Here is a 16,966-nt window from a genome sequence, read left to right as displayed (position 1 = left end):
CCTCAGGCTTTGTCTGTCAGGTTTTTGCCGATCATGCGCACCAGCACGATGGCGGCGATGTTGGCGATCACCACCGCAATCAAGCCACCGGCGGACGCCATGCCGACGTCGAACTGCACCAGCGCCTGGTTGTAGATCAGGTAGGCGAGGTTGGTCGAGGCATAACCGGGGCCGCCATTGGTGGTGGTGAATATTTCGGCAAACACCGAGAGCAGGAAGATGGTTTCGATCATCACCACGACGGCAATGGGACGTGCCAGGTGCGGCAGTGTCAGGTGCCAGAAAATCGCGACCGGCCCGGCACCGTCCAGGCGAGCTGCTTCTTTCTGTTCCTGGTCGAGGGACTGCATGGCGGTCATCAGGATCAGAATCGCGAAGGGCAGCCATTGCCACGAGACAATGATGATGATCGACAGCAGCGGGTAGTGCGCCAGCCAGTCCACCGGTTGCGCGCCGAACAGTTTCCACACGTAGGCAAGAATCCCCGACACCGGGTGGAAAATCAGGTTCTTCCAGATCAGCGCACCGACGGTGGGCATGATGAAGAATGGCGAGATCAGCATCACCCGCACGATGCCGCGCCCGAGAAACTCACTGGCCTCGAGCAAGGCACTGATCAGCACCCCAAGCACTACGCTGATCAGCAGCACGCTGCCGACCAGCAACAGCGTGTTGGTGGCGCCCGGCATGAACCCGGAGTCCGTCAGGAAGTAGGTAAAGTTTTCCAGCCCGATAAATTCGTTTTCACCCGGGTTAAGCAGGTTGTAGCGAATCATCGAAAAGTAAACCGTCATGCCCAGGGGTACGATCATCCACAGCAGCAACAACGCCACCGAGGGGCTGACCAGAAACCAGCCAGGGTTGGCCAACCGGCTCTTACGCACCGGTTGGGGAATATCCATGTGAGCTTTGGCAGTTGAAGTATTCATGGCGATAGAACCGATTAGGAACAGGCAGATAAAGATCTGTAGGCGCGAGCTTGCTCGTGATGGTGGGTCAGATAAATGGGTGTCGCCTGACACACCATCGCGAGCCGGCTCGCTCCTACAAGGGGACGCGGGTTACTTCGGATAACCCGCGCGCTTCATCTCTCGCTCGGTGGTTTGCTGCGCCGCCGTCAGCGCCTGGTCGACCGAGGTCTGGCCAATCAGCGCCGCCGAGAACGATTTGCCGACCTGGGTGCCAATGCCCTGGAACTCGGGAATGGTCACCAACTGGATGCCGATGTAGGGCACCGGCTTGAGGGTCGGTTTGCTCGGGTCCGCAGCCTTGAGGGATTCAAGCGTGACCTTGGCGAATGGCGCGGCGCTCATGTAAGCGTCGCTGTAAGTCGAGACCCGGGTGCCAGGTGGTACGTTGGCAATGCCATCTTTTTCGGCAACCAGTACGCCGTATTCCCTGGAAGTGGCCCAGGCGCTGAAGGTTTTCGCCGCCTCCTTGGCCTTGGAGCTGGTGGGTATCGCCAGTGCCCAGGAGTACAGCCAGGCCGAACCCTTGTCGGTGACCTCATGCGGCGCGAAGGTAAAGCCCACGTGCTCGCTCACTTTGCTCTGGGTCTTGTCCGTGACGAACGAGCCAGCCACGCTGGCATCGACCCAGATCGCACATTTGCCGCTGTTGAACAGTGCCAGGTTTTCGTTGAAGCCGTTGCTGGAGGCGCCCGGTGGCCCGGACTTTTTCATGGTGTCGACGTAGAAATTCAGCGCATTTTTCCACTCCGGCCCGCTAAATTCAGGCCGCCATTGCTCATCGAACCAGCGAGCACCGTAGGCATTGGCGAGGGTGGTGACCAGCGCCATGTTTTCCCCCCAGCCGGCTTTGCCGCGCAGGCAGATGCCGTACTGCTCTTTATCCTTGTTGGTGAGTTTGCTGGCGAATTCACCAATTTGCGTCCAGGTAGGGCGCTCGGGCATGGTCAGCCCGGCTTCCTTGAACAAATCGGTGCGGTAATAGGTGATCGAGCTTTCCGCGTAAAACGGCAGGGCATAGAGCGACCCTTTGACCGACAGGCCTTCACGGACCGAAGGAAAGACGTCTTCCAGGGCATAGTTGGCCGGCAGATCCTTCATTGGCTCCAGCCAACCCTTGGCGCCCCAGAGTGCGGCTTCGTACATGCCAATGGTCAGAACGTCGAACTGACCGCCCTGGGTGGCGATGTCCGTTGTCAGCCTTTGACGCAGGACATTTTCTTCCAGTACCACCCAATTGAGCTTGATCTCCGGATGCTCGGCCTCGAACGTTTTCGAGAGTTTTTGCATGCGGATCATGTCGCTGTTGTTGACGGTGGCGATGGTCAGGGTCTGGGCAGCCAGGCTGACGCTACTGAGGGTCATGCAGGTGAGGGCAAGCAGAGCTTTTACAGAAGGTTGCATCGTGCACTCCTTTTCTGCAGCCAGAGGACGGCAGACGGATGGTTATTGTTTTTGTGTCTTCCGGTGCTGGGAAGACTGTGCACTGATTACAGCCTTCTATCGATGGCGTGACAAATCATCCATCGCACTTGCATCGATACTATTTTGCACTGGCGCTCAACCAGAATTCTGCTCGGTCAGGCGCTGCACCGCCAACCGCCGGTAATGCGAGGGGGTCATGCCCTTGAGTTGCTGGAAGCGCCGATTGAAATTGGAGATGTTGTTGAACCCGGACTCGAAGCACACATCGGTCACCGGCTTGTCGCCATCGGCCAGCAGCTCGCAGGACTTACTGATGCGCAGGCGGTTGACGAATTCGATGAAGCAGCGCCCCGTGGATTGCTTGAACACTCGACTGAAGTACGTCGGCTTCATGCCCAGATGCTCGGCAACCTCCTCCAGCGGAAGCTCCCGGGCGTAGTGCGCAAAAATGTAATCAACCGCGCGGTTAGTGCGGTCGACGTTGTGCTCGTCGGCCAACTGCGGCGAGGTGGCGCCGGACAGCAACTGAAAGTCGTCAGAGGCTGCCAGCAACTCCAGCAGAATGAAAAAGTGCCCCAGGCGCGTGACGCCGCGGGTATCGGCAATGCGTTGCATCAGGCCCATGGCCTGGCGGATGGTGCGCTTGCAGCGAAATTCAATACCGTATTGCGCACGCTCCAGCAGCGGCGCCAGGGTCTTGAGTTCGGCGAACACCAGGTGGCCACTGTCGAACAGCTCGTCCGTGAAGTTGACCAGCATGTCGCGCTTGGGCACCACTTCGTCCTCGGCCACCTGGCTGATCCAGTTATGGGGCAGGTTGGGGCCGGTGAGGAACAGGCTTTGCGGGTAGAAGTTGCCAATGTAATCGCCGATGAACACTTTGCCGGAGCTGGCGACGATCAGGTGCAGTTCGTATTCCTTGTGGAAATGCCAACGTACCAGAGGGCAGGGGAAGCCGTGCTGGCGATAGATGATGGACAATCCGTTATGGTCGTCCATCAACTCGTAGGAAGGGTCGGTGACTCTGGCTGCTCGGGTCATGTCAGGGCACTTTCAGAATATTCGCCTGCCGATCATGCCTCTTTCCGAGCCGGAGGCGCCACCCGCAGTCTCACAGGGTTACTGAGGCTGACGGTTTTTCGCTTCGATCCACTGCGACATGTACTGAGTGCTCTTGTGCTGGTGATGGCGCAGCATGCTGCCGGTAAAGTTGTCGCGCCGGATTGAACCCAGGTTTCGACGGCATTCTTCAATTCGGCTGATCAGCGCCGGGCCATGCTCCGCCTGGCGATAGCGCAGCCCGAGCAATTGCAGGCCTTTGGCCTGTGCGTCCAGCCAGCAGGTGCGGTCGTTGTGCAGTTGTACCGCGCTGTCGGCAAACGCCTGGGCCGTGCGGGTAATTGCACCTGGCCAGGGTTCCAGGCCGTGCATGCCTTCTGCGCCAACCGGCGTTGTGACATTCGGCGTGCCGCACAGCATCGCATCCACCAGCTTGCCCTTGATACCCGCGCCAAAGCGCAAGGGAGCCAGGCACACCCTGGCCGCGGACATGACTTGCAAGGCATCCTCGGCCCAGTTCATTACATGAAAACCCTGGGCGGCGTTGTGCAGCGCGGTTGCCTTGGGCGGTGTGTAAGCCCCATAGATGTGGAGCTGGGCAGCGGGCAATTGCTGGCGAATCAACGGCCAGATCGTCGTCTTGAGCCACAGCACTGCATCCCAGTTCGGCGCATGCCGGAAGTTACCGATGCTGAGAAAATGCGCGCGGTCTTCGAAGCGAGTCGCTGGCCGGGTGGGCACATCGATCATCAGCGGACACCAGTGCAACAATTCACGGGGCACCTTGAATTGCTGCACCAGCAAATCGATCTCCACCTCGGAGATCATCAGCGTCAGGTCGCAACGATAAATGGCGGCAAGCTCACGCTTGGCCAGGTCGGCATCGGCCATGAGTTCGAATTCCTGCCGTAACGCGGGGGCAAACAATTCGTTGAAGTCTTCGAGGTCAGCGCTGGCCTTCAGGCGCTCCTTGAGGCGTTGGTGCCTGGCGTGACGCAGGCTCTGCAGGTCTGAAGTTTCCAGCACTCGCAGTGCATTGGGGCAGTGCTTTTCTACCCGCCAGCCGAATTGTTCTTCCATCATGAACTGGTCGAACAGCACAACATCCGGGGCCAGCTCACTGACAAACGCGTCGAAACTGCTGTTGTTGAGCTCGATCGGTACCTGGCGAATGCCCAGGGCGGTGAGGTCAGCCGGGTGCTCGCCAGCACCTGCCGGGCTGCCGAACGTAATGTCCCAGCCCTGGTGCAGGAAGGTTTCGAGGATTTGCATCACATGGCCGCTGGCCGCCGAGGAGCGGGGCTCGGGCCAAACGTAACCGATCACCAGGACTTTGGCTGCGCGGGGCTGACTCATTGAGGGTGGTTCCTTGAAGCGGGCAGGGAGTGTCATGCGGAAAAAAGCGCGCAATTAAAGCACAGTCCGCAGCGATCCTGGCGCTATGAGGGTTTAGCTGGCGGCCTGCAGGATGCCCTTGACCTTGTCCCGCAGCGCATCGATCGAGAACGGCTTGCCAATCAGGTGCATGCCCTCAGGCACATCAATGTTTTCGGCGTAACCGCTGGCGAACAGGATCGGCAAGCGGGCACGCAGCTGACGCGCCTTGTCGGCCAGCTCACGCCCGTCCATGCCCGGCAGGCCGACATCAGTCATCATCAGATCGATGGTTTGCCCGGCGTTGGCCAGGAACGCCAGCGCCTGCTCGCCGCCATCAGCCTCCAGCACCTCGAATTCCAGTTCCTCCAGTACATCGACGATCAACATGCGCACGATGTCGTCGTCTTCGACTACCAGGATGATGGACGCGGCGGAAGACATAATAGGGTTCCCAAAGATTGAAATGGTGTTGGCCGGTCGATCAGATTCGCCGGAGTCTTGCTTGAGTAAACGGCGGGGCCCGACAAGTTCCCCTCGTGCTGAAAAAAGAATAGCTGCTCAAGCGCGGGAAGGATAACCGCTCCTTGGTTCTGGAACAGCTGAATGTAGAATTTTGCGGAAATACCCGTCAGAAAATTGGATCAATATGCCCGTTATGGGGCAAACTCCCTGTTTTTTAACAGTTCGACAAGGCTCCCACATGACCTCTGCGTCTTCGGTAGATGAGCAACGATTCCGTAAACTCCTGAGCCGCAACGTCAGCCTGCCATTGGGTGTGGGCGTTGTCAGTGCGGTGTTCTTCGTGTCCCTGATCCTCTATCTGTTGTCAACCATCCAGTGGGTGGAACATACCGATCGGGTGATCAATAACGCCAACGAAGCGGTGAAACTGACCGTCGATCTGGAAACCGGGATGCGCGGCTATCTGCTCAGCGGTGACGAGAAGTTTCTCGAACCCTATGAAACCGCGCGCCCGCGGATCAAGGTTGCTCTCAACACCTTGCTGGAACTGACCAGTGACAACCCGGTACAGACCGATCGTCTGCGTCGCCTCGAAGCGCTGCAGGGCGAATGGGCCAGCTATGCGCAATCGATGATCGACTTGCAACGTTCCAGTGGCGACTACCGTGGTGCGGTCAAGGCCGGGCGCGGCAAACGCCTGACCGATGAAATACGCAAGCAGTTCGAAGACGTGATCGAGATGGAGCAGCAGTTGCGCGCCTCGCGCAATGAAGACGTGCGCCGCACCACCATCTGGAGCATCGCCCTGTACCTGCTGTTCGTCGCCGGGATCAGTGCGCTGCTGGCCTATATAGGCCGCCGCGACCTGCTCAACCTGTCGCAGAACTACGCCGCCAACCTGGCCGCGCAGCAGTCCAGCGCCAATCGTCTGGAGCAGCAGGCCTGGCTGCGCAATGGCCAGACTGAACTCGCCGAACAGGTTCTGGGGCAGCTTTCGCTGAACGTGCTGGGGCGCAATATCCTGCAGTTCTGCGCGCAGTACCTCGGTTCAGCGGTCGCGGCTATCTATGTGCGCGAAGAGCACGGTGGCCTCAAGCGCATTGCGTCCTACGGGTTTTCCCGGGAACAGGAAGAGCGTGAGCACTACATTTATAGCGATGAAGGGATTGTCGGGCAGGTGGCGCAACGGGCCCAGCTGATTCGCCTGGACAAGGTGCCCAGTGATTACTTCAAGGTCAGCTCTGCCCTGGGCGAAGGGCTGCCGCACAGTGTGTTGGTGGTCCCGACCAGCGACGACGAGCGGGTCAATGGCGTAATCGAGCTGGGCTTTCTGCGCCCCCTCAGTGACCGTGACGTCGAGTTGCTGGAGCTGATTGCCGGCAACATTGGCACCTCGATCGAGGCCGCGCGTTATCGCCAGCGCCTGCAAGAGGTGCTGGCCGAAACCCAGCAACTCAATGAAGAGCTGCAGGTTCAGCAGGAAGAACTCAAGACCGCCAACGAAGAGCTCGAAGAGCAGTCGCGTATCCTCAAGGAATCCCAGGCGCACCTGGAAACCCAGCAGGTGGAGCTGGAGCAGACCAATGAACAGCTGGCCGAGCAGGCGCAGATCCTCGCCGATCAGCGCGACGCCATGGACCAGAAGAACACTGAGCTCAATCTGGCTCAAACGCAGCTGGAAGAGCGTGCCGAGGAGTTGCAGCGTTCGAGCAAGTACAAGTCCGAATTCCTCGCCAACATGTCCCATGAGCTGCGCACGCCGCTGAACAGCTCGCTGATCCTGGCCAAACTGCTGGCGGAAAATCCCCAGGACAATCTCAGCGCCGAGCAGGTCAAGTTTGCCGAGTCGATCTATTCGGCAGGCAACGATCTGCTGCATCTGATCAACGACATCCTCGACATTTCCAAGGTCGAGGCCGGCAAGCTCGAGATGCTCCCCGAGAACACCAGCGTCGCGCGCCTGGTGGACGGCTTGCGCGGTATGTTCCAGCCGCTGGCGACGCAAAAGAAGCTGGATTTCCAGGTCGAGCTGCAAGACGGTTCGCCGCTGATGATCTACACCGACCGCCAGCGCCTGGAGCAGGTGATCAAGAACCTGCTGTCCAACGCCGTGAAGTTCACCGAGAGCGGCACGGTCAGCCTCACCGTTACCAGCATGCCGGATGATGGCATTGCGTTCGTCGTGCGCGATTCCGGGATTGGCATTGCCGCCGATCAGCAGGAAAGCATCTTCGAAGCCTTCCGCCAGGCCGACGGCACCACCAACCGGCGCTACGGCGGCACCGGCCTGGGGCTGTCGATTTCCCGGGATCTGGCCGCATTGCTCGGCGGTTCCATCAGTGTCACCAGTGAACCGGGGAAGGGCAGCGTGTTCACCCTGGTGCTGCCGCAGCAATATGTCGAGCCGGGTGAAAGCCCGGTTGCGCCGGTAGTTCCGGCGCCCGTGGCCGTCTCGCACAAAGTCGCCGCACCGCCTGCCCTGGCACCGCTGATTGCGCCGGTCGACATCCCCCGCTTCAACGATGACCGCAGCAAGGCGCCGTTTGCCACGCGCTGCATCCTGGTGGTGGAGGACGAGCCGAATTTCGCACACATTCTCTACGACCTGGCGCATGAACTGGGCTACCAGTGCCTGGTTGCCCATGGCGCCGACGAAGGTTACAACCTGGCCAGGGAGTACATTCCGGACGCGATCCTGCTGGACATGCGTCTGCCGGACCATTCCGGCCTGACCGTGCTGCAGCGCCTCAAGGAACACGCAGACACGCGGCATATCCCGGTGCACGTGATTTCGGTCGAGGACCGAGTGGAAGCGGCCATGCACATGGGCGCCATCGGTTACGCCGTCAAACCGACCACCCGCGAAGAGCTCAAGGATGTGTTCGCCCGCCTGGAAGCGAAGCTGACCCAGAAGGTCAAGCGCGTGCTGCTGGTGGAAGATGACGACCTGCAGCGCGACAGCATCGCCCGCCTGATTGGCGACGAGGACATCGAGATCACCGCGGTTGGCTATGCCCAGGAAGCGCTGGAGCTGCTGCGCACCACCATCTACGACTGCATGATCATCGACCTGAAGCTGCCGGACATGCTGGGCAATGAACTGCTCAAGCGCATGTCCACCGAGGACATCTGTTCCTTCCCGCCTGTGATCGTCTACACCGGCCGCAACCTCACCCGGGATGAAGAGGCCGAGCTGCGCAAGTACTCGCGCTCGATCATCATCAAGGGCGCGCGTTCACCGGAGCGATTGCTCGACGAGGTGACACTCTTTCTGCACAAAGTCGAATCCCAGCTGTCCCATGAACGGCAGAAGATGCTCAAGACCGCCCGTAGCCGCGACAAGGTCTTCGAGGGTCGCAAAGTGCTGTTGGTAGACGACGACGTGCGCAATATTTTCGCCCTCACCAGCGCGCTCGAGCAAAAAGGCGCTGTAGTGGTCATTGGCCGTAACGGTCGTGAAGCGATTGAAAGGTTGAATGAAGTTGAGGACATCGATCTGGTGTTGATGGACGTAATGATGCCGGAGATGGACGGCTTTGAAGCCACCATCGAGATTCGCAAGGACCCGCGCTGGCGCAAGCTGCCGATCATTGCGGTGACGGCCAAGGCCATGAAGGATGATCAGGAACGCTGCCTGCAGGCCGGCTCCAATGATTACCTGGCCAAGCCCATTGACCTGGATCGCCTGTTCTCGTTGATTCGAGTGTGGTTACCGAAGATGGAACGCATTTAGTGCAAGCCAATACCGAAATCGAATTGCGGCTGCTGATCGAGGCCATTTACCTCAAGTACAGCTATGACTTTCGCGACTACTCCGGCGCTTCGATCAAGCGCCGGGTGCAGCACGCGTTGGGCCAGTTCGAATGTGCGACCATTTCGGCGCTGCAGGAGAAGGTCCTGCACGACCCGACGGCGTTCATGCAATTGCTGCAGCTGCTGACCATCCCGGTCAGCGAGATGTTTCGCGACCCCTCGCACTTCCTGGCCATTCGTCAGGAAGTGGTGCCGTTGCTCAAGACCTACCCCTCGATCAAAATCTGGATCGCCGGCTGCAGCACTGGGGAAGAAGTCTATTCGATGGCGATCCTGCTGCGCGAAGAAGGCTTGCTGGACCGCACCATCATCTACGCCACCGACATCAACCCGCGTTCTCTGGCTAAAGCCAAGCAAGGCATCTTTTCCATGGAAAACGTGCGGGCCTACACAGCCAACTACCAGAAAGCCGGTGGCCAGCGTTCTTTCTCCGAGTACTACACGGCCGCTTACGGCTACGCGATTTTCGACAAGTCGCTGTGCGAGAACGTGACCTTCGCCGATCACAGCCTGGCCACCGACAGTGTGTTTTCAGAAACTCAGTTAATTTCCTGCCGTAACGTCATGATTTATTTCAATAAAAAACTTCAGGACAGGGCCTTTGGCTTGTTTCATGAGTCACTGTGCCATCGCGGCTTCCTGGTACTGGGCAGTAAGGAAACACCGGAGTTTTCAGCCTTCGGCAAGCAATTCGAACCCTTGGTCAAACAAGAACGGATCTACCGCAAATCATGAGCCATTCTTCGATTGAAGCCATCGTGATCGGCGCCTCGGCAGGCGGGGTCGAAGCCTTGCTGAACATCCTCAGCCCGCTGCGTGAGGGCTTCAAGCTGCCGATCATCGTCGTCCTGCACCTGCCCGATGCGCGCCGCAGTCATCTGACCGAAGTGTTCGCCCGTCGGGTCTCGATGCCGGTGATGGAGGCCAGTGACAAGACGCCGGTCGCGCCGGGCACGCTGTATTTCGCGGCGCCCGGTTATCACCTCTCGGTGGAACAGGACCGGACCTTCTCCCTGAGCCTGGAAGATCGCGTGCACCACTCGCGCCCGGCCATCGATTACCTGTTCGAATCCGCGGCCGATGCCTATGGCGTCAACCTCGCGGCGGTGCTGTTGACCGGCGCCAACCGCGACGGTGCCGGCGGCCTGGCACAGGTCAAGGACCGGGGCGGCCTGACCATCGTCCAGGATCCGCAAGAGGCGCAGGTGGCCACCATGCCGTTGGCGGCATTGGCCACCCACCAGCCCGATCACATACTTCCCATTCACGGCATCGGCCGTCTGCTAGTCGAGCTGGAACGAATCGCATGCTAAGTAATATTCAAGCCAAACTGCTGATCGTCGACGATCTGCCGGAGAACCTGCTGGCGCTCGAAGCGCTGATCAAGCGCGAAGACCGCATGGTGTATAAGGCCTTGTCCGCCGACGAAGCCCTGTCCCTGCTGCTGCAGCACGAGTTCGCCATGGCCATTCTCGACGTGCAGATGCCCGGCATGAACGGCTTTGAACTCGCCGAGTTGATGCGCGGCACGGAAAAGACCCGGAACATTCCGATCGTATTCGTCAGCGCCGCCGGTCGCGAGCTCAATTACGCGTTCAAGGGCTACGAAAGCGGGGCGGTGGACTTCCTGCACAAGCCGCTGGATATCCATGCGGTCAAGAGCAAGGTCAATGTGTTCGTCGACCTGTATCGCCAGAGCAAGGCGATGAAACAGCAGGTCGAAGCGCTTGAGCAAAGCCGTCGCGAGCAGGAGGCGCTGCTGCAGCGATTACAAAGTACCCAGCTGGAACTGGAGCAGGCGGTGCGCATGCGCGATGACTTCATGTCGATCGTCGCCCACGAAGTGCGCACTCCGCTCAATGGCCTGATCCTGGAAACCCAGCTGCGCAAGATGCACCTGGCCCGGGAAAACGCCGCCGCTTTCACCCTGGACAAGATGCACGCCATGGTCGATCGCGACGAACGGCAGATAAAAAGCCTGATCCGCCTGATCGAAGACATGTTGGATGTTTCGCGGATTCGTACCGGGAAACTGTCGATCCGCCCAAGCCGCTTCGATCTCTCGGCGCTGGTGCGTGGTTTGCTGCAAAACTTCGCCCCGCAAATCGACGCGGCCGAGTCCTCGGTTTCCCTGGATGCCGATGAACCGATAGAGGGCAATTGGGATGAATTTCGTATCGAACAAGTGATCTCAAACTTGTTGACCAACGCTTTACGGTACGGCGCCAAAAGCCCGATCACCGTGAAGGTGTACAGTGAGAACGGTCAGGCGCGGGTAGAAGTGCAGGATCAAGGGATCGGCATCGGGGAAGAAAACCAGAAACGGATCTTCCAGCAGTTCGAGCGCGTCACGGCCAAGCACGCCGTCGCCGGCCTGGGCCTGGGCCTGTTTATTTCAGAACAGATTGTAACGGCCCACGGCGGTACCATTACGGTCGAAAGCCGGATTGGCGAAGGTGCCCTGTTTCGCGTTTGTCTGCCGCTGTAGGAAATCAGCCAGATAAACGCAACCTCTGGTCGACCCCACGGTCGTATCAGCAGCTATTGACCGAACAAAGGCTTCCCATGAGTGAAGATGCGCAAGATGTAGTACTTGTCGTCGAGGATGACCCCTCGATATTGATGGTGTTGTCCGCTTATTTATCGGGCGAGGGCTACCGCGTGCTGCAGGCTGAGAACGGCGAGGAGGCCTTCGCTATCCTCGCCAGCAAACCGCACCTGGACATGATGATCACCGACTTCCGCCTGCCGGGTGGCATTTCCGGCGTGCAGATCGCCGAGCCCGCAGTAAAGCTGCGACCGGAACTGAAGGTGATATTCATCAGCGGCTACCCGCAGGAAATCCGCGAGACCGACAGCCCGATTACCCGCAAGGCACCCATCCTGGGCAAACCATTCGATCTGGATGTGTTGCAGGAATTGATGCGGGACATGCTGTCGTAGAAGCTGCGAAGACACCCGCAGGAGCTGCGTACGACCTGCGTAGGAGCTGCGTAGGANGCACCCATCCTGGGCAAACCATTCGATCTGGATGTGTTGCAGGAATTGATGCGGGACATGCTGTCGTAGAAGCTGCGAAGACACCCGCAGGAGCTGCGTACGACCTGCGTAGGAGCTGCGTAGGACCTGCGTAGGAGCTGTCGAGTGAAACGAGGCTGCGATCTTTTGATCTGAAGTAATCCAGCGCGATCTCCCGATCCCGAAATCAAAATCAAAATCAAAAGATCGCAGCCTTCGGCAGCTCCTACCGGTCCAAAATCGGCCAAATCGGCCAAATCGGCCAAAACCGGTCAAGCCAGGCCAAAACCGGCCAAAAAAGCCTGCAGGCTCAAATACGGATCATCTCCCGCACCTTCGCCGTCAACAGGTCGAAGGTGAAGGGCTTGGTGATCATCTGCATCCCAGGGTCAAGAAACCCTCCACGCACCGCCGCATGTTCTGCGTAACCGGTAATGAACAACACCTTGAGATCCGGCCGGAACTGGCGCCCGATCTCCGCCAGCTGCCGCCCGTTCATGCCAGGCAGCCCGACGTCACTGATCATCAGGTCGATGCGTTGCGTCGAATCAAGGATCGGTACTGCGCTGTCTGCGTCGCCGGCTTCCACATAGGCGTAGCCGAGATCGCTCAGGACCGTGCTGACCAGCACTCGCACGGCCGGATCATCTTCAACGATCAACACCGTCTCGCCGTTTCGCGCGAAGGGCGCATGAGGTGCATCCACCGGCAGGTACTGTGGCACATCACCGCCAAAACGCGGCAGGTACAGGCTCACGGTAGTGCCCGCACCCACTTCACTGCTGATGGCCACATGACCCCGCGACTGCTTGCTGAAACCATAGATCATCGACAGGCCCAGTCCCGTGCCTTGGCCGATGGGCTTGGTAGTGAAGAAGGGGTCAAAGGCCCGGGTGATGGTGCTTTGTGGCATGCCGCAGCCGTTGTCCGTGACGCTGAGCATCACGTAGTCGCCCGGCTCCAGATTGGCATGGGCATCGGTAAAGGTCGCATCCAGGTGTTCGTTGCGAGTCTTGACCACCAGTTTGCCGCCGTTGGGCATGGCGTCCCGGGCATTGATGACGAGGTTCAGCAGGGCGCTTTCCAGCTGATTGGGATCGGCCTCGGCCACCCACAGTTGCTGATCCAGCTGCATATCCAGCTGAATGCTTTCGTCAATGCTGCGCTGCAACAGCTCGCCCATGGAGACCACCAGGGCGTTCATCTCCACGGGTTTGGAATCCAGTGACTGGCGGCGTGAAAACGCCAGCAGCCGGTGGGTCAGGCCAGCGGCGCGATTGGCCGAAGTCACACCCAGGTCGATCAAGCCGTCCAGGTCGTCCGTGCGACCACGGGCCAGACGCCGGCGTAACAGCTCCAGGCTGCCAATGATCCCGGTCAACATGTTGTTGAAGTCGTGAGCAATGCCACCCGTGAGCTGGCCCACGGCTTCCATTTTTTGCGACTGGCGCAGGACTTCTTCGTTATGGCGCAACTGCGCGGTGCGTTCCTCAACCTGCTGTTCCAGGGTTTCGAGGGTATTCTGCAGGCGCAGCTCGCTTTGACTCAGGTCGATCAGCCGGTCCCTGGCTTCGTACTGTCGTCGGCGCCCGCGCAAGGCCGTGGTGACCAGGCTGATCAAGGTCACCGGATGAAAAGGGCGCTCGAGGAAGGTCACGTTGCCCAGTTGCGGGCTGAAACGCGAAGCGGGATTTTGCTCAGGGCCACCGTGATAGGTCATCAGCACGATGGGCAGATCCGACCATGCCGGCTGTTGCTCGATCAGCCCCACCAGGGGTTCGAGATCGCCGCCCAGCAAGGCCTCCGAAGAAATCAGCAACACTCCGGCACCAACCTCCAGCTCTCTGCACAAGGACGTCAGGTCGCGGGTGATGATCCCGGTAAACCCGGCTTCATTAAGCAACATCAAAGCGATCTGGCTGTCACGTCCCAGCGGTGCGAGGATGATCGCGCGCTCGGACGTTGCTACTTGAGCCGTCACGGGGCTTCGTCCCCGAGTAACGGCTTGCTGGCGCCCATGTAGGTAGGCACGCCGCGCAGCACACCCTGAAAGGCATCGAGCGGCTCGCCGATGGTCATGCCCTTGCCGCTGATACGGTATTCGCGGATGGTGGATTCGTGGCTGCCCGTACGCTTCTTGATGATGGAGATCGCGCGGCGAACCTTGCCCAGCGCTTCGAAATAGCGCAGCAAGATCACCGTGTCGGCCAGGTAGGTAATATCGACGGGGGCCTGCATGTCGCCTACCAGGCCGTGCTGGGCAACGGTCATGAACGTCGCTGCGCCCCGACGGTTGAGGTACAGCAACAACTCGTGCATGTGCAGGACCAGGGCATTTTCTTCGGGCATGGCGGCCTGATAGCCGTTGATGCTGTCGATCACCACTGTCTTGATTCCGCGTTCATCCACGCAACGGCGCACCCGGTGGGAAAATTCGCCGGGGGACAGCTCGGCCGCGTCGACCTGCTCGATCATCAGGTTGCCGGTGTCCTGCAGGGCCTTGAGGTCAATGCCCATGTTATTCATGCGCTCGAACAGCAGCCCCAATTCTTCGTCGAAGATAAACAACGCGGCCTTTTCCCCGCGCAGCACTGCCGCTGCCGCAAAGATCATCGAAATCAGCGATTTTCCCGTACCGGCGGGGCCAAGGATGAGGGTGCTGGAGCCGGTTTCGATGCCGCCGCCGAGCAGGGCATCAAGCTCTTTGATGCTGCTGGTCAATTGCGTGCGGATGTATTTGCCGCGGTGTTCGGCGGCCACCAGGCGGGGGAAGACATGCACGCCGTCGCCCATGATGGTGAAGTCATGGTAACCACCGCGGTACTTCTGGCCGCGGTATTTCACCACGCGGATACGCCGACGTTCGGCGCCGTAGTTGGGCGTCAACTCTTCCAGGCGAATGACCCCGTGCGCGACGCTGTGCACGGTCTTGTCCAGGGATTCGGTAGTCAGGTCATCCAGCAGCACAACGGTGGCGTCGTAGCGCACGAAGTAATGCTTGATGGCGAGGATCTGCCGACGATAGCGCAGCGAGCTCTGGGCCAGCAGACGGATCTCAGAGAGGCTGTCCAGTACAACGCGGGTCGGCTTGACGCGCTCGACCACTTCAAAAATCTGCCGGGTCGCTTCGCCAAGCTCCAGGTCGGAGGAATACAGCAGGCTTTGCTGATGTTCGGCGTTGAGCAGGCTTTCCGGAGGTGTCAGCTCGAAGATATGGATGTTTTCGTCCAGTTCCCAACCGTGGGACAACGCGCCCTGACGCAACTCTCGTTCGGTTTCCGAAAGCGTGATGTACAACGAGCGCTCGCCGGCTCGAGCGCCCGCCATCAAAAAATGCAAGGCAATGGTGGTTTTGCCGGTACCGGGCTCACCCTCCAGCAAAAAAACGTGTCCGCGGGACAAGCCACCGGCCAGGATGTCATCCAGACCCTCGATACCGGTAGCGGCCTTTGCGCTGAACAACTCGTTAGATGTAGACAAAAAAAGCCCTCTCATGACTAGGGGAAGCGAGGCCGCAGGCCTGAAGTGCCTGCTCGGACTGCCTGATCACTTGACCTTGTGCCATCACGGCGGTTCCACACTATTTGCCGTTTTGGCGTATTTTGGGCTTTACCGAGTTGTGAGTTATTCAGGATTGAGGGCTTTGGCAAGTTGCTGGGTATGCAGGATTGTGGAAGCAAAGCAGTAGTTGCTTCTACTGGATCCAACTTGCCTCAAAGCCCCTGCTGCAACGCCGGGTCATCCGGGTTCATCTGCTCAAGCTGAGCCAGCAGAATCTGCACATTCTGCAACTGCCCGCTTTCCTTCCAGTAATTGATCAACAACACCCGGGCCCGACGATCGGCGGGATGGCGCTGGACTATTTCCTGCAACTGCTTCTGCGCCGCTTCCAGTTCCTGCTCATCGTGCAATGTAGTAGCCAGGTCGTAGCGGTAGTCCTTGTTATCCGGTTCCAGCTCTACCGCCTTGGCCAAACCCAGGACGGCATATTCACTCTGCCCGTGATGCAGCAACCACATTCCTAGGGCATGTTGCAGGTAAGCCGAATCCGGCTGGGCTTTCAACTGTTTGGCCAACAGCAGCCGGGCGGCGTCGCTCTGGCCTTGCCTGTCCAGTACGTCGATTTGCATCACCAGCGCCGGCAAATTGGTGGGGGCCAGTTGCAGGGTTTTCTCCAGCGCCTGCTGCGCCTCCTTCAGGTCGCCGTTGTGCAGATGCAGCCGAGCCAGCTGGTAATAATTGTCAGCGCTGGGCGGCTGCGTCTTCAGGTCCTTTTCCCAGGCATCGATCGCCTGTTCCAGCGGGCCAAAATACAAGCCAAGCTCATCCGGGGACAGGCCGAGCAAGGCATTTACCGCGGCATAACGCACCTGCTGTTCGCCGTCATCGAGCAATGGCCCGATCAACAGGCTGCGCTGGCCATTGGGCACCAAGGCGCTGATGCTCTTGATGGCCGCCACGCGCACCTGGGGCGATTCGCGTTGCAAGTCGGCATCCGCCAGTTTGAGGGCGACCGAGCTTGGGTAGTTAGGCAGTTCGGCGTGCAGCCAGATTCGTCGTTTATCGGAGATGTCGGGGCGCGCCAGTTGTTGATAGAGCACCCGCGCAGCGCCGGGCTTTCCGGCGCGGGCCTGCTCCAGCGCTTCGCTGTAACCCCGCTTGATCGCAGGCGGGACGTCGGGGGTGGTGCTGCGCAGGAAAAACCAGGCCAGCACAACGGCGAACAGCGCGCAGAGGCTGATGATCAGGTAGCGGCGAGACTGGGGCATGCAGGAATCCATTGCTGACAAGCTTGTGCAAAGCCGTCAGCTTCGGTCAGGCAGGGCCTGGAGTCAAACCCTGAC

13 protein-coding genes are annotated in these 16,966 nt (G+C 59.4%); 5 read left to right on the top strand and 8 right to left on the bottom strand.

The features are described from left to right. Window positions 1-2 precede the first annotated feature (2 nt). The 5 genes from HYI44_RS21335 to HYI44_RS21315 all read right to left on the bottom strand — a co-directional run bounded on the left by HYI44_RS21335 (window position 3) and on the right by HYI44_RS21315 (window position 5,270). Complete coding sequence (locus HYI44_RS21335) at window positions 3-929, bottom strand: carbohydrate ABC transporter permease (RefSeq protein WP_122840497.1); 927 nt, start codon at window positions 927-929, stop codon at window positions 3-5. Between the two features lie 132 nt (window positions 930-1,061). Further along, window positions 1,062-2,372 (bottom strand): ABC transporter substrate-binding protein, encoded by a 1,311-nt coding sequence (locus HYI44_RS21330; protein WP_225570444.1) that lies wholly within the window; start codon window positions 2,370-2,372, stop codon window positions 1,062-1,064. A 156-nt stretch (window positions 2,373-2,528) separates the two neighbouring features. Beyond that, window positions 2,529-3,434 carry an AraC family transcriptional regulator gene (locus HYI44_RS21325; RefSeq protein WP_122840495.1) on the bottom strand — a complete coding sequence of 302 codons (906 nt, stop codon included), beginning with the start codon at window positions 3,432-3,434 and terminating at the stop codon, window positions 2,529-2,531. A 78-nt stretch (window positions 3,435-3,512) separates the two neighbouring features. Then, window positions 3,513-4,808: a glycosyltransferase gene (locus tag HYI44_RS21320; protein WP_225570443.1), complete on the bottom strand. Its 1,296-nt coding sequence runs from the start codon at window positions 4,806-4,808 to the stop codon at window positions 3,513-3,515. Window positions 4,809-4,901: 93 nt separating this feature from the next. Continuing rightward, window positions 4,902-5,270, bottom strand: a complete 369-nt coding sequence (locus HYI44_RS21315; protein ID WP_045061169.1) for a response regulator — start codon at window positions 5,268-5,270, stop codon at window positions 4,902-4,904. Between the two features lie 259 nt (window positions 5,271-5,529). Here HYI44_RS21315 and HYI44_RS21310 point away from each other — a divergent pair, with 259 nt between their 5' ends. The 5 genes from HYI44_RS21310 (at window position 5,530) to HYI44_RS21290 (ending at window position 12,047) form a co-directional block, all read left to right on the top strand. After that, on the top strand, window positions 5,530-9,024 hold the full coding sequence (locus HYI44_RS21310) for a response regulator (RefSeq protein WP_225570442.1): 3,495 nt from the start codon (window positions 5,530-5,532) through the stop codon (window positions 9,022-9,024). Continuing rightward, window positions 9,024-9,839, top strand: coding sequence for a CheR family methyltransferase (locus HYI44_RS21305; protein ID WP_225570441.1), 816 nt, complete (start codon window positions 9,024-9,026; stop codon window positions 9,837-9,839). Before HYI44_RS21310 ends, HYI44_RS21305 begins: the two co-directional genes overlap by 1 nt. Then, entirely contained in the window at window positions 9,836-10,417 is a 582-nt protein-coding gene (locus HYI44_RS21300) for a chemotaxis protein CheB (RefSeq protein ID WP_122840491.1), read from the top strand. The genes HYI44_RS21305 and HYI44_RS21300 overlap by 4 nt, the downstream gene beginning before the upstream one ends. After that, window positions 10,411-11,592, top strand: coding sequence for a hybrid sensor histidine kinase/response regulator (locus HYI44_RS21295; RefSeq protein ID WP_225570440.1), 1,182 nt, complete (start codon window positions 10,411-10,413; stop codon window positions 11,590-11,592). The genes HYI44_RS21300 and HYI44_RS21295 overlap by 7 nt, the downstream gene beginning before the upstream one ends. Window positions 11,593-11,669: 77 nt before the next feature. Continuing rightward, a complete protein-coding gene (locus tag HYI44_RS21290) occupies window positions 11,670-12,047 on the top strand; it encodes a response regulator (protein WP_045058360.1) in 378 nt (125 codons plus the stop codon). A 385-nt stretch (window positions 12,048-12,432) separates the two neighbouring features. Here the strand turns inward: HYI44_RS21290 and HYI44_RS21285 are convergent, their stop codons facing one another. The 3 genes from HYI44_RS21285 to HYI44_RS21275 all read right to left on the bottom strand — a co-directional run bounded on the left by HYI44_RS21285 (window position 12,433) and on the right by HYI44_RS21275 (window position 16,891). Then, window positions 12,433-14,103 (bottom strand): response regulator, encoded by a 1,671-nt coding sequence (locus HYI44_RS21285; protein ID WP_225570439.1) that lies wholly within the window; start codon window positions 14,101-14,103, stop codon window positions 12,433-12,435. Next, window positions 14,100-15,602, bottom strand: a complete 1,503-nt coding sequence (locus HYI44_RS21280; protein ID WP_122840488.1) for an ATPase domain-containing protein — start codon at window positions 15,600-15,602, stop codon at window positions 14,100-14,102. The genes HYI44_RS21285 and HYI44_RS21280 overlap by 4 nt, the downstream gene beginning before the upstream one ends. Window positions 15,603-15,835: 233 nt before the next feature. Then, the gene (locus HYI44_RS21275) at window positions 15,836-16,891 is read right to left on the bottom strand and encodes a tetratricopeptide repeat protein (protein ID WP_225570438.1); all 1,056 of its coding nucleotides are present in this window, start codon (window positions 16,889-16,891) and stop codon (window positions 15,836-15,838) included. Window positions 16,892-16,966 lie beyond the last annotated feature (75 nt).

Origin of the sequence: Pseudomonas sp. Y24-6 (assembly GCF_020295325.1) — a bacterium.
Classification (GTDB): domain Bacteria; phylum Pseudomonadota; class Gammaproteobacteria; order Pseudomonadales; family Pseudomonadaceae; genus Aquipseudomonas; species Aquipseudomonas gregormendelii.
Note: the sequence above shows the minus strand (reverse complement) of the source record. Positions and strands in the feature narration are given on the sequence as shown.